Here is a 14582-nt window from a genome sequence, read left to right as displayed (position 1 = left end):
TGCTTCTTCGTGAGTAATACCCATAGCACCGAAGATTACTGCAAATTCAGTATCTTCTGCAAGTACTTTTGCTTGTCTTGCAATTTGAGCTGCAAGTTGGTTGTGAGGTAAACCGGAACCCGAAAAGATAGGTAATTTTTGACCACGTACAAGTGTGTTCATACCGTCAATGGTAGATATACCAGTTTGAATAAATTCTGCAGGGAATTGTCTTGCTGCAGGGTTCATAGGTGAACCGTTTACATCTAATTCTTTATCTGGAATTATATCTGGTCCACCATCGATTGGTTTACCGATACCGTTGAAAATTCTTCCGAGCATATCTGCAGATACACCAATTTTTGCGGTTTCACCAGTAAAACGAACTTTAGTGGATAATGTGTTAAGGTCACTTGTACCTTCGAATACTTGAACAAGAGCTACGTCATTTTCTACTTCAAGAACTTGACCAGTTCTGTTTTCACCGGAAGGGGTTTCAATTTCTACAATTTCGTTGTAAGCTACACCTTCAACATCTTGAACTACCATTAAAGGTCCAGATACTTCGGATACTGTAGTATATTCCCTTGTTTTAATATCTACATCATTCATTGTACAGCCTCGCTACATTGTTTTTGTATTGCATCTCTTAATTCTTCGGTTTTTGCATCGAATTCATCTTCAGGTACATATTTCATTCTGTCTAAATCTACTCTAACATCTAAGTTAACAAGTTTATTTACATCTGCACCATCAGCTAATGCTTCTTGAGCTACAGTGTTGTATAATAAAAGTGTTTTTAACATGTTATATTGTTTTTGAGGAGAACAATATGTATCTGTGTCATCGAATGCATTTTGTTGTAAGAAGTCTTCTCTTAACATACGTGCTGCTTCTAATGTTACACGGTCTTTTTCAGGTAATGCATCAGGACCAACTAATTGTACAATTTCGTTAAGTTCTGCTTCTTTCTGTAAAAGAGCCATAGCTGTATTTCTTAACTCTCTCCAGTCACTACCTACTTCATTATTCCACCATGATGTGATACTGTCCACATAAAGTGAATAACTGTTCAACCAGTTGATGGATGGGAAGTGACGTCTATCTGCGAGAGATGCATCTAATGCCCAGTATACTTTTGCAATACGTAATGTGTTAGTTGTAACTGGTTCTGATACGTCCCCACCTGCTGGAGATACTGCTCCAACTACGGTTACAGATGCAATTGCTTTGTGTGAACCAATAGTTGTTACTCTTCCTGCACGTTCATAGAATTGTGCTAATCTTGATGCTAGATATGCTGGGTAACCTTCTTCCCCAGGCATTTCTTCAAGACGTCCAGAAATTTCCCTCATAGCTTCTGCCCATCTTGAGGTACTGTCTGCCATGAGAGCTACATCGTAACCCATATCTCTGAAGTATTCTGCAATAGTAATACCTGTGTATACACATGCTTCCCTAGCTGCTACCGGCATGTTAGATGTGTTAGCAATAAGAACTGTTCTGTCCATTAAAGGATTACCAGTTTTAGGGTCTTCTAGTTCAGGGAACTCAGTAAGTACTTCTGTCATTTCGTTACCACGTTCTCCACAACCAATATATACTACAATATCAGCATCTGCCCATTTTGCTAATTGTTGTTGTGTAACAGTTTTTCCTGAACCGAATGGACCAGGAATAGCTGATGTTCCACCTTTAGCAACACAGAAAAATGTATCTTGTGCACGTTGACCTGTTATAAGAGGTACATCTGGGTCTAATTTGTTAACATAAGGTCTACCTACTCTTACTGGCCAAATTTGCATCATCTGTACAGCTTTAACACCATCTTCAGTTTCGATTTCTGCAATATCATCGACTACTGTGTGTTTTCCACTTTGTATAGATTTAACAGTACCTGACATAGTAGGCGGTACCATAATTTTATGTTCAATAGCTACAGTTTCTTGTACGGTACCAATGATGTCTCCACCATTTACTTTGTCACCAACAGATACTGTAGGTTTGAAATCCCATTCTTTAGTTTTATCTAATGCTGGTACGTCTACCCCTCTAGGTAAGTAATCTCCAGCAAGACTTTTAATTTCTGTTAATGGTCTTTGAATACCATCGTAAATTGATTTGAGAATACCTGGACCTAATTCTACGGATAGTGGTCCTCCAGTACTTTCAATTTTTTCTCCTGGTTTAAGACCAGCAGTTTCTTCGTAAACCTGAATAGTAGCTGTGTCACCTTCAAGTTCAATAATTTCACCAATAAGTCCAATTTCACCGACACGAACCATTTCGTGCATTTGGGTACCTCTCATACCTCCACCGACAATAACTGGACCTGCAATTTTAATAATATTTCCTGTAATCATTTTACCATCTCAACCCCAATAACTTTTTTAATAAGTTCATTCATTGGGTCAGTTTCTCTTTTATGTGAGCCTGACTTATCTGGTACTTCAATAATCATTGGTAATGCACTACTTGTATATTTAGTAATGTCTTCTCTTAATTCATCACCAATTGCTTCAGTTGTAATAATGATTGAAAAACCATCATCCACTAACTGTTTTAAAGTTGTCTTTGATTCTTCTGTATTATGTACGGGGAATCCACTTTTTATTCCGCCTAACATAAAACCAGTTACTGTATCTGGATCTGCCATTATAGCTATGTCCTTTTTCATAATAACATCTCCTTAATTTCGGAACTAGGTACAACAGGTCCTCTTTTACTTCTTGCAATAATTTTAAGATTTTTAATTTCTGTTTCTTTTTTGTTAATGAAACCTACTATAGGACCTACGCCAAATGGTTTTTTCTTAAAGATATTGTTTGCCATTTTTCTTTCGTAAGCATCTAATGCTTCATCGAAAACAGCAATGGATTTAGTATTATTGTATTCAGGGATATGATCTGCAATAATTGCACCATAATCTGAACTTTCAATACTACTTAATAAAGAATTGATATCTTCTGATTCCATTAATTCTTTAACTTTCCAATCACGTAATTTGTAACCTCTGTTAATTACATATGGTTTAATTTGATCATATGCAAGTCCATCTGCTTTTGCTCTTAAAATAATTTTTAAAGTAGCAATATCAATTTTTGTTCCTACGTAACTGTGTAACATTCTAGTATTTTCATCTTCTTGACTTGAAGATTTTACTAGTAATCTTTCATAGTAGTAATTGTCTAAAGCTGATTCTAATGTTAATAATGTTTTATTTTCATTATAATCTGGTAATGCATCTTCTAATACTTTAGCATAAGGTGTTCCTTCAAGAGCAACGATCAATTCCTGAACACTGTCAGCTTCAATCATTTTATCTTGATCATCTTTTAATACACCATAAGGAACTAATAATTCACGAGTTTCTTCTTCGTTTAATTTAGCTTCTTTAGCAATTAAAACACTTTTAATATTTTTAATATCCCATTGATCTAACATAATGTCAAGGGTTGGTTTTAATGTTTTTGGTGCAATTTTTGCTAATGTATCATATGATTCAGCGAGATTTGCATCTAATGCTTGTTCTATAGGATATTTATCTATATATTTAGCATAATCTCTGTGTCCTCTTAAGTAATTTTTTACTTCTTCTAGACTTTCGGTTTCTGCTAATTCAGAGATTTGTTTGTCGCTTAAAATTTTACCAATTTTTGCTCTAATTCTTGCATTAGGATATGTATATGGATAATATTCTAATAACGGTCTAATTGTTATAACTACTACTATTGCTCCAACTACAGCTAGTACCATTACTAACAATGCAATGAATGCCTCTGGAGAAGAGAATCCGAAAGAGTTTATCAAATCCATTATGCTTTCTTCCATTTAATTCTCCTCCAATAACTATTTGAATAGTGTTTTAGCAACCTCTGATCTTAAATATTTTCTATAACGAAGCATACGTGCTTCAATGGTATTTTTAACTTCAACTTCACCATCAACAGTTTTTACAACTGCTCCACCAATAATATCAATTGGTTCACCAATGATAAAGGAAACGTCATTACCAGTTTCACTTGTCACATATTCAGATACTTCATCAATCATAGATTTAACATTTTCAACATCATCTTCTCTTACAAGAATTTCAAGTTGATTTCCACCTACTTGTAATGATGCATCTTTAATCATGGTTTTTAAAGATTCTACATAATTTGCAGAATTTTCAGATGCTTGTTTTTCAATTTTTTCTGATGCAACTCTGAAAGCTTTTTCAATTAATTCTTCACGTGCTTCTAACTCTTTTCTTCTAGCATTAACTTTTGCTTCGGAAATGATTTGTTGATATTTCATATCAGCTTGTTTTTGAGCTGAAGCGAGGATTGAATCAGATTCATTTTGAGCTGCTACTTCACCATCTGCTATAATTTTTTCACTTTCAGCAGTGGCTTTACAGATAATTTCATCAGCTTTTGCTTGAGCATCTGCTTTAATATTTGCTATTATTTTATCTGCTCCAACGCTCATCTATTTTCCTCCAAAAATATTTTTTAAGGCTTATAGCCTAATATTTTTAATCTATGCTCCAAGTATTCCACCGAATACTAATAATAAGATAGCAATAAGGAAACCGTAGATAGCCTGAGTTTCAGGAATAGCTGTAAATACTAAACCTTGTGCAAACATGTCTGGATCTTCTACAACTGCACCTACAGATGCGGAAGATGCGATACCTTGACCCATACCAGAACCAAGACCACCGAAACCAACTGCTGCTCCTGCACCAATTGCTACTAATCCTGAAGTAACTCCTAAAGGACTTCCTCCCATAATTCCTGAAAATACTAATAATAAGATAGCGATAAGGAAACCGTAGATAGCCTGAGTTTCAGGAATAGCTGTAAATACTAAACCTTGTGCAAACATACCTGAATCTTCTGCTACTGCACCTACACCAGCGGAAGATGCGATACCTTGACCGATACCTGAACCTAAAGCTGCAAATCCTACTGCTACTCCAGCACCTATTGCAGCTAAAGCTGAACCTAATGCTAATTCTGCTGCCATTTTATTTTTCCTCCAAATAAATGAATTTTATATGATTTTTATTTTTTTACTAAAAATTTATTTTTTTAGTTTTGTGTAAATTCTGCTTGCCTTGAATGGCACAAACTCGTCACTTTCTCCTTCATAGAAGTTACCGAAGAATTCTACAAAGTGAAGACGTAATGAGTGAATAAATGATCCCATTGATTGGAATGCAATGTTAAATAAGTGTACTCCAAAGAATACAATTATACCTAAAACTATACCTACATAAGGTATCATACCTGCTAATAATTGACCTAATAAGTTAGCAGTCATACCAATACCACCAGTGGATAGACATAATGCTAATAATCTTGAGTATGATAAGATATCACCTAAGAAACCAAATATGTCCATTACACCCATTGGACCTGATCCGTATAATAATAACAATAAAGCAACTATAGCAATTGCTGCTAATACATAGATACTGTTTGTTAATAAATATCCAACAATAGCTAATTCAATTAAAACCCAACATAATTGTCCAGCACATAATTGTTTGATATTTCCACGTTTAACGTTGTCAATAATACCAAATAAGAATGCAATGTTAAGATGGATTAAACCAATGATAATTGCTAATATTAAGATATTTTCTGGATGTACGAATGCGTTAATATCAGGAATAACTGTTGGTAAAGGTGCGTTTACATCACCTAATATGAAACGAGGTACAAAGTCCCCGATAAATCCTCCAGTAGCTAGACCCAATATGAATGTCCAAATTCCACATTGTGTTACGATTGTACCAAATGATTTGTAAGTTTTACTTGTTTTACCTAAGCCTGTGTATAATACTAATCCCACAATAGCTAATATTATTCCATAGAATGCATCGGTTAAACAGTAACCGAAGAAGAATGGGAAACATATTGCCATGATAATTGTTGGATCAATATCTTTATAGTTTGGTGCTGAGTACATGTTTACGAGTAATTCGTATGGTTTTGCAAAACCGGGGTTCTGTTGTTTTACAGGTACTTTATTATTTTCAATTTCCTCTTCGGTAGGATCTTCTAATTCAATAATACTGTTACCATCAGTTACTTCATCAATTATTGATAAAGTTTCTTCAACATCGTCTTTTACAACCCAAGCTTTAATAGCTTTTGTACTGTTTGTTTCACCAAAGTAAGAATAGATTTCAGTTCGTTCTTTTTCTAGTTCTAATTGTTCATTAATCACTAATAAGTGTTCTTTTGAACGTTGACCAACTTCACCTATATCTTTAATACATTGTTTTCTTTCTTTTTTCAATTCGTCTAGTTTGCTTTTTGATGCTTCGATGATTTCATTAGGTTTTCCACTTAAGCCAGTAACATCTAATTTTTCAAATTCTAAGCGTCTTAACACACTAGATATATCTTCTTCAAATTCACTTGCTGTAACAATAATTATTGGTACAAAAGTTTTATCATCGTCAGAGTTAGCTTTTCCTTCGAAAATTTCTACTCTGTCAGTAATTTCTTCTATACCTTTTTTAGCTTCAGATAAGTTTTCAGATGGAATTCTTCCAGAAACTATTTTTGTGTATTTAGTTTCTTGTAAATGTGCGAAATCTATATCGAAACTTTTTAATTGATTAGCAACATTTAAAGATTCTTTATATTTTGTTTCTTCAGTACCAATTTCATTAATACGGGATTCAATTGGACTGAGGACTGCATCAACTTTATTAATGATTTCATCAGCTTTATCAACTAATTCATCAGTAGGTAAATTTTCTACCTCTTTTGAATCAATTTTTTTAGGGCTGATAAATCCTTTAACAACATCGACCATACTCATAGACTTTTCAGCAGATTTTAAAGTATCTAAAATACTATTGCATTTCATTGATAAAGATGCAATTCTGCTTGCATGTGGGTCTTGTTTTGATACATCTAACCCTTTAAGTTCTTCACTTTCTTGGATACTTTCAGTTAAATCTTCTATTTGAATATACCCTTTTTCGTGAAGAATATCAATTACAGGTTTAGTGTATTGGTTCAAAGTTACTATGCTTATTTTTTGCATTTTTGCTGGCCTAAACATAGTAATACCCCTATAATACGGTTTCAATTATTATTTCAGCTGCGGCATCAACATTATTTTCAGAACCTCTTAAAGATTCTCTAATGTTAGAATCAGATTCATTTGAAATGATAACAGCTTCTTTACCAGCTTCTTCTTCTTTTGCTAATAACATGTGTTTAGCTTGATCTTGAGCTTCTAATTTAGCTGCTTCAATTGTAGAATCTACTTTTGCACGAGCTTCTTGGATCATTTCAGTTGATTTTTTGTTTGATTCTTCAACAATACTATCAGCTTCAGATTCTGCTTGTCTGATAATATTGATAGCGTCAGAAATACTTGCCATTAATAAATCACCCTTTATATGATCTTTTTTCTAATATAATCATACTCGAAATTTTCTAAATTATAATAATTTCTTTAAAAAAATAACGAGCATATATCTGTTATTATTAAGTTTTTTAAAAAAATATTTAGTTTTTCAAGTATCACCCCAATATAGACATGAGAACTTAAAATTTAATAAGAAATTAACAGAGTTAATTCTTTCAAATTTTAATCAGTTCAAAAAATATATCTTATAAGTATATATATTTAATTTCATTAGTTATATAATTTTATTAAAATTAGCTAAATAAGAAAAAATACATTAAAAAAAAGATAATAATCCACAGAGTATTAATAGTATTTATTTAACTATTTAAAAAAAATAATTTAATCTTTTTATTTATTGTTAATAAAAAAGTCTTAAAAAAATGAAAATGAATTAAAAAATAAATCATCATAAATTCATTCGCACAATAGGTTTTGAAAGATGTCTTCTAGCTTCTGTAGGTACTTCATAAAATCCTTCTTGGATATCTCTATTTATTAGTTCCTTATTTTTTTCTGAAGATCTAATCTTTTTTCCACATTTAGGACATTTATATCCCTTATTTTTTCCTGCAGATTTCATCCTTTTACCACAATCACATAAAGGATTTGTTAAATTATATTGTGGGGCTTTCTTTATTAAATGAAGTTTTTCAATATTAAATGTATGGTTTTCATTTAATCCACCATATATTATTAATTCATCATCATTTCTTAATTTTCGTATAATATTTCGAAATCTTTTCGTTGGTTCAAAAGCTGCACATTCCAATATTCCCGTACCATCAGATACTTTAAAAAACACATGACCCCCTTCAATTTCATAAGGATTTTCTACCACATTACATCTAATTTTATAACAGGAGGAACATTTCATATCTGAAATTGGTATATTCTCTTGAATATGCATATCTGTATGTTGATTTGTTCTGAATATACAATAGTCTTCTATATCCTCATTACTAATAACCATATTATGTGCTTGTTCTACTATTTCAGCAGTATTACCTCTTATACCATATAATACAGGACAAGGTGTATGTGGTTCTATTGCAGTGTAATTGCCTTCTATATCAATATTATCAAATGTTTCAGGAAAAGTTTTTTCATTCATAATGTAAATGCTTTCTTGATTCAGTTTCCTTTTTGTTCCAATATTTTCTGGTTTTCTATATGCTAGACATTCAAAAGTTTCATCAGTTAACTCCAAACTTATGGAAGCAAGTGATCCAATTATGCCTCTTCCTTTTTTAAATTTATGCACTCTGGCACCTATCTTTTTTGCAAAGTTTTCTGCATAATCTATGGTATAAATAGAATATATTGCATTTAATGCATAATCTTTCATTTCTTGTGTAATTTCACCTTCATAAAATATTACTCCAGGATTAGTGTTTATTCCATCAAACATAGAATATTTTTCAACATTATCCAACACTATTTTTTCAACAAGTTCAACTTCTTTTTTATTTTGAAGCTTTACTGTAAATGATAATGCACCATTTCCTCTTGTTTTGTATCGTGCAAATGGATTTAATCTTATTAATCTTGGATAATCTGTTGGAATTATACCATGTTGTTTAAGTTGTTTAATAATTTTATGTGTTAAATAAGTAGTACACATCCCTTCATTAGAATCTGTATCATCTATACCTATATGTAATATAATATCATCAGTCAAAACAAAACTTCCTAAAATTAGTTTAATATATTGAATCAATTGAATTCATGTTTATTATAATATATTATTAAAGAAATACATATTATATATTATGAATTTAGATAACCCTGCAATTAATCGTGAACAAATACTGCAAGAAATTAAAAACTTATTAAAATCATATGACTTTAAAACTTCAGATATTTATGATAGAAGTTGTTTTGATTTATTGGCAAGAAAAGATGACATACTAATTATACTAAAAATCCTTGTAAATATTGATAGTTTAACATCATCACAGGCAGAAGAGTTATCTAAAATAGCAGGAACATTTTTAGCTAGTCCAATAATAATTGGATTAAAATCCAAACATAACTTCCTTGAAGAAGATGTTGTATACGAACGACATGAGATACCAGTTATTACACCACAGACACTTTGCAACATTGTTGTAAATGACATTCACCCAGAAATTCTGGCAAAACGAGGAGGATATTATGTAAAAATTGATGGACCGTTATTAAAAGAACTTCGTGAATCGATGAATTTATCTTTAAAAGAATTAGCTGATTTAAGTCATGTTTCAAGAGAAACTATTTATAGATATGAACAAGGTAATTCTCAAACATATCCTGAAACAGCTATGATGATTGAAGAAGTTTTACAACGCCCAATCACGGTTTCAATCAATGTACTTGAAACTGATAAGAAAAATAGTTTAGATAGAATAATACATGAACCAATAGAATTAATAAAACTAGGTTACGATGTAAAAAGTTCAAAGAAAACGCCTTTTGATGCCATAAGTGAAAGTACAGAAAAAAATAATGATATTCAGAAATTACAGGAAAAGTTAGAAGATAAACTTGATGAAATAGAGAAAATACGTGCAGAAATAAATAAAAAAACTAACCCAAATAATATACTTATCACCAATATGGAACGAGGTAGAAACGAAAAAACTTTGACAAATATTGCTAACAAAACAGAAGATATTTCATCAGTAACAGGTTATGATGCATTATTTGTACTTAATAAAGAACATGACATAGAATCAATAAATAAAATACCCGCCATATATACATGGGAACTTAAAGATATGTCAAATATTGAAGATTTATTAAAACTGATTAGAGAAAGAAAAGAAGAAGCTGAAGAGTTATGATTTATAACTATTTATTATAGAAAAAGTTTCTTCAACTTCTTCTACTTTTGCAACACCTACACATACACTGTTAACATAATCCACTTTACTTATAAATTCATAAGCTTCTTTTGGTTGTAATATTCCTGTAGCCAATGTCCTATTTGCTATAACTTTTTTATTGAGGGATGATAATAAATTTTGTATTTTTTCCTTATTTTCATTTGTTAAAAAATTACAATCCATCATATAACCATAAAAATTTAAAGGTAACATAATTTCATCAAAATCGTTGATTATTTCCGATTCTACTATTTTAGGTATATTTTTAAAGGGTGTTCTTGTTTCAATAGAAGGTATGTAACCTTTCATTTTTATGTCATTTAAATATTGAGATATGTACTCAAAATCATTGCTTTCTATATTTTTATCTACAAAAAAACCATCCAACATAATTGTACTAGTATTATATTTTGAAAAAATATTTAAGTCCTCTTCAAAATTTGTATCATTAGTTTTTCCTATTACTTCCCAATCATTCCCATTATCAATTGACATATCCAAAGCAATTTCCAAATCATCAGAGCGATTTAAAAGAATTTTATGAACTCCTTTTTCATAAGCTTTATCTAAAATTTTCACAATATTCTCAGGTTGTTTCTCGAAATCTAATTCATACAATCTTGTTCTATGTCCAAATTGAGGTGCAAAAATAAACGGGGAAGTACCCAAAATAATTTCATTAAAAGTCATTATATCAACCTACTCTTCTTTAATAATATTTTTATAGAAAAGTTATTAATATTTTTCAAAAACTTTAGTATTTATACTAAAAAAAACATAAATAACAAATGAATGTTAAACCAATTATTTAGAAACAATGAAATAAATTAGGTTTAAATAGTATTATTTTAGTTTAATATAATAAAATATCCAAAATTCATACCAAATAAAAGGAGAAAAACTATGCCAAAAGTATTAGTAGCTGATAAAATTAATGAAAAGGGTGTAGAAGTATTAGAAGGATCTGCTGAAGTAGTTAACGATCCAACCATAACACCTGAAGATTTACTTAAAACAATTGACCAATATGAAGGTATTATTGTAAGAAGTAGAACGAAAGTTACAAGAGAAGTAATTGAAAATGCTAAAAACTTAAAAATTATTGCAAGAGCTGGTGTTGGAGTAGACAACATTGATGTTGAAGCTGCAACTGAACATGGAATATTAGTAGTTAATGCACCACAATCCACATCAATTACAGTAGCAGAACATGCAATGGGTTTAATGTTATCATTAAGTAGAAAAATAGCAATAGCTGATGCATCTGTTAAATCAGGCAAATGGGAAAAAAGTAAATTCATGGGAATGGAATTACGTAACAAAACTCTTGGTGTAATTGGAATGGGAAGAATTGGTAGCCAAGTTGTAAAAAGATCAAAAGCATTTGAAATGGATGTTATTGTATATGACCCATACATTACAGAAGAAACTGCTAAAGAATTAGGAGTAGAAATTACTACATTAGATGATTTAATCCAAAAAGCAGATGTAATGACAATTCACGTACCTTTAACACCAGAAACAAAAGGTTTAATTTCAAAAGAACAACTCGCAAAAATGAAAGACAATGCAATTATCTTAAACTGTGCTAGAGGAGGAATCATCAACGAAGAAGATTTATATGAAGCTTTAAAAGAAAGACCAGAACTTAAAGCAGGATTAGATGTATTCGAAAATGAACCTTTAGAAGACAGTCCTTTAACTACATTAGATAATGTTGTATTAACACCACACATTGCTGCATCAACCAAAGAAGCACAACGTGATGCTGCTATCATAGTTGCAAAAGAAGTAAAACAAGTTATAAGTGGTGAAACACCAAGTAATGTATTGAATATGCCTTTAGTTGATTCTGAAACCTTTCAAGCATTAAAACCATATTTCAAATTAACTGAACAATTAGGAAAAGTTCTTGTACAAACAAGTTCACAAAACATTTCAGAACTAAACATCGTTTATAGTGGAGAAATTAATGGTAGATCCAAAGAACCATTAACTAGGGAATTATTAAAAGCATTCTTAAATCCTATATTATCTGAACCTGTAAATAGCGTTAATGCAAAAAGTGTTGCTAAACAAAGAGGTATAAAAATTACCGAAGGAGAAACAGAAGATAGCGGCAGATATGATGCAACAATTAAAGCTACTGCTAAATACGATAATAAAGAAACAACCATAGAAGGAATCGTGGAAAACAACATTCCTAAAATCATTTCTATAGATGGATATGATGTGAACTTAATCCTTGAAGGATTAATGGCTATGATAAAATATGTAGATGTACCAGGTACAATCGGAACTATTGGCAACGTTTTAGGAAATCACAGAATAAATATCGGTGAAATGCAAGTTGGAAGAGAATCAGCTGGTGGAGAAGCAGTTATGGTTCTAAAAGTTGATCAAGAAATAACACAAGAAGCTATAACCGATTTAGAAGGAATAGAAGAAATAGAAGTTGTAAAATCAATAAAATTATAACTTCTTAATTTTTTTTTAAAAAAAAATATTATAAATTATTTTTCAATCTCTCATTTTCTGCTTTTAATTTAGCAATATCTTTTTCCATCTCTCTAATTTCATTTTCAATTTCTTCCGAAGTCTTTTCAGAAGTCTTTTCAGAAATTTCTTCAGTTGTATCTTCAGAAGTTTTTTCTGATTCAATGGATTCTGTTTTTATTTCGTTTTTTTGTTGATTATTTATTGGAATTTTTTGAGGAGTAATAGTTATTACTTTAGAGTTATTTTTGATATTTTTTGGAACTTTTTTAATATTTACTTTTATCTCATCAATCTCATCATTAGGTGTCTTATCTGTTCTAATATCAATATCTACTTGATCGCCAGGTTCATATTCGGGAGGTAACGGAATTTCTTCGAGATATTTTTTTCCCTTATATTCAAATTCCAAATTTAATGTTGCATGTTTTTTATTTTCTGAATTTTCTTGAGTTTGATTATTATTCTCTTGTGACAAGTTAATATCCTCCTTTTCTGATTTAATTTCATTAATATTTTCAGTTCCATCATCATTATCTAATTTTTGTAATTCTTTTATAAATTCTTCATCAAATAATTCTTCATCAATATCTAAATCGTCCCATTGTTTTATATCTATTTCTTCACCTAAATCTTTAACTTTAAAGGACATAGGATTTCCAAATGAATCATATGCTTTAATAGTTGATTCAGAATAAGGTCTACAAATTATCATGTGGAAGTAACCATTTTTTCCAAAAAATGTAATATCTGCTTGAGATGGATTTGCACTTGGTCCAGGATGACTATGTATAGAACCAACAGCATTTGTAGTCATGGGCATCATAAATACTTCCATTACTGCACTACTACTTGAAGCTTTAAAAGGTAAAAAAATTAATCCTTTTATTTTTAGGATATCGTTTTCTATATCTCCGGACAATAATGCAACATATTCGTTTGGATCGGCATTAATTGCTATTTTTACTATCTCATCTATTACTCTGTAATCAACATGTACTTCATTTATTGATTTATCATTGCCTAAAAGTTTACTTAGTGTATTCTTAAAATCCATTGTTTCATCTCCGTAATAAAGAGCAAATTGATTAAGTTAATTATTTAATTAAATTCATTTCTAAATCAACATATATTTTTTTTCTAGTATTTATATTATTATGAATTCCAACTGGATTAATATCTTCTTCTTCAAGTTTCTTATATAAACAAACACCTCTTTTTTGCCAAGTAGGAACATGAGCAATATTTATTCCATTTTCAAATAATAATTCATGTATATCCTGTTTTTTTAATTTATATAAAATTTCAGATGTTTCTCTATTAGTATGAGTTCTATTTAAAATACTTTGAGCATAACTGTTTAAACAATTTCTCCAAGCTTCATCTTGTCTCCATTTAAAATAATCTTTAATATGATTAGGAGTTGAAATTACCCTACAATCAAAAGAAACTGGTTTTAAATCCTTGAAATCAATGTTAAATAATTCTTTATTTAAATATAAATGTTTCATAAATGATGAAGAAATAAACGAAGAGATTACTGAATTTATTTTTTCTATTCTGCCATTAAATGGAATCTCCTCAAATAGTATGTTAAATTCATCTGAAAAAGTATAAACATATTTTGGATTAAATTCTTTAATTAAATCTTCAGATATTTTTATGAAAATATCTCTCAAACGTTCATCAAATGGTTTTTGAAGATTTAATTGTTTTGTGTAGTTAGAAAAGGAACGCCCATCGGCTCTTAGAATAATAGGCATATCCGGAATAACTTTAAGTTGAGAAAATTGTTCATATTCTTTCAAAAAATCACCA

At 30.4% G+C, this 14582-nt stretch carries 13 protein-coding genes and 1 pseudogene; 2 read left to right on the top strand and 12 right to left on the bottom strand.

Annotation, left to right across the window (positions count from 1 at the left end; translation table 11 throughout):
- From QZZ11_RS07165 to QZZ11_RS07125, 9 genes and pseudogenes are all read right to left on the bottom strand, one after another.
- Positions 1–591 (bottom strand): annotated as a pseudogene (locus QZZ11_RS07165) (V-type ATP synthase subunit B); the annotation flags it as partial.
- Positions 588–2342 (bottom strand): ATP synthase subunit A, encoded by a 1755-nt coding sequence (locus tag QZZ11_RS07160; RefSeq protein ID WP_292474815.1) that lies wholly within the window; start codon positions 2340–2342, stop codon positions 588–590. The pseudogene QZZ11_RS07165 and the gene QZZ11_RS07160, both read right to left, overlap by 4 nt.
- The gene (locus QZZ11_RS07155) at positions 2339–2656 is read right to left on the bottom strand and encodes a V-type ATP synthase subunit F (RefSeq protein ID WP_292474814.1); all 318 of its coding nucleotides are present in this window, start codon (positions 2654–2656) and stop codon (positions 2339–2341) included. The genes QZZ11_RS07160 and QZZ11_RS07155 overlap by 4 nt, the downstream gene beginning before the upstream one ends.
- Entirely contained in the window at positions 2653–3810 is a 1158-nt protein-coding gene (locus QZZ11_RS07150) for a V-type ATP synthase subunit C (protein ID WP_292474812.1), read from the bottom strand. Before QZZ11_RS07150 ends, QZZ11_RS07155 begins: the two co-directional genes overlap by 4 nt.
- A gap of 18 nt (positions 3811–3828) precedes the next feature.
- Positions 3829–4452 (bottom strand): V-type proton ATPase subunit E, encoded by a 624-nt coding sequence (locus QZZ11_RS07145; protein WP_292474811.1) that lies wholly within the window; start codon positions 4450–4452, stop codon positions 3829–3831.
- 51 nt (positions 4453–4503) lie between these two features.
- A complete protein-coding gene (locus tag QZZ11_RS07140; RefSeq protein WP_292474810.1) occupies positions 4504–4992 on the bottom strand; it encodes a V-type ATP synthase subunit K in 489 nt (162 codons plus the stop codon).
- Between the two features lie 57 nt (positions 4993–5049).
- Complete coding sequence (locus QZZ11_RS07135; RefSeq protein ID WP_292474809.1) at positions 5050–7050, bottom strand: V-type ATP synthase subunit I; 2001 nt, start codon at positions 7048–7050, stop codon at positions 5050–5052.
- A 10-nt stretch (positions 7051–7060) separates the two neighbouring features.
- Positions 7061–7375 carry a V-type ATP synthase subunit H gene (locus QZZ11_RS07130; RefSeq protein WP_292474808.1) on the bottom strand — a complete coding sequence of 105 codons (315 nt, stop codon included), beginning with the start codon at positions 7373–7375 and terminating at the stop codon, positions 7061–7063.
- A gap of 435 nt (positions 7376–7810) precedes the next feature.
- A complete protein-coding gene (locus QZZ11_RS07125) occupies positions 7811–9025 on the bottom strand; it encodes a tRNA(Ile)(2)-agmatinylcytidine synthase (RefSeq protein ID WP_292474817.1) in 1215 nt (404 codons plus the stop codon).
- 148 nt (positions 9026–9173) lie between these two features.
- Between QZZ11_RS07125 and QZZ11_RS07120 the strand changes: the two genes are divergently transcribed.
- On the top strand, positions 9174–10226 hold the full coding sequence (locus QZZ11_RS07120) for a transcriptional regulator (protein ID WP_292474807.1): 1053 nt from the start codon (positions 9174–9176) through the stop codon (positions 10224–10226).
- Here the strand turns inward: QZZ11_RS07120 and QZZ11_RS07115 are convergent.
- The gene (locus QZZ11_RS07115; protein ID WP_292474806.1) at positions 10221–10958 is read right to left on the bottom strand and encodes a hypothetical protein; all 738 of its coding nucleotides are present in this window, start codon (positions 10956–10958) and stop codon (positions 10221–10223) included. The genes QZZ11_RS07120 and QZZ11_RS07115 overlap by 6 nt on opposite strands.
- 213 nt (positions 10959–11171) lie before the next feature.
- On the opposite strand from QZZ11_RS07115, the gene serA reads away from it, so the two are divergent.
- Positions 11172–12746 (top strand): phosphoglycerate dehydrogenase, encoded by a 1575-nt coding sequence (gene serA, locus QZZ11_RS07110; protein ID WP_292474805.1) that lies wholly within the window; start codon positions 11172–11174, stop codon positions 12744–12746.
- Between the two features lie 28 nt (positions 12747–12774).
- On the opposite strand, the gene QZZ11_RS07105 is transcribed toward serA, so the two are convergent.
- Together QZZ11_RS07105 and QZZ11_RS07100 are read right to left on the bottom strand one after the other, a co-directional pair.
- Positions 12775–13821, bottom strand: a complete 1047-nt coding sequence (locus QZZ11_RS07105; RefSeq protein WP_292474804.1) for a Mov34/MPN/PAD-1 family protein — start codon at positions 13819–13821, stop codon at positions 12775–12777.
- 40 nt (positions 13822–13861) lie between these two features.
- The gene (locus QZZ11_RS07100) at positions 13862–14572 is read right to left on the bottom strand and encodes a tRNA(His) guanylyltransferase Thg1 family protein (protein WP_292474803.1); all 711 of its coding nucleotides are present in this window, start codon (positions 14570–14572) and stop codon (positions 13862–13864) included.
- Positions 14573–14582 lie beyond the last annotated feature (10 nt).

Origin of the sequence: Methanosphaera sp. (assembly GCF_016282985.1) — an archaeon.
Classification (GTDB): domain Archaea; phylum Methanobacteriota; class Methanobacteria; order Methanobacteriales; family Methanobacteriaceae; genus Methanosphaera.
This window is presented reverse-complemented; position numbering and strand designations above follow the sequence as displayed.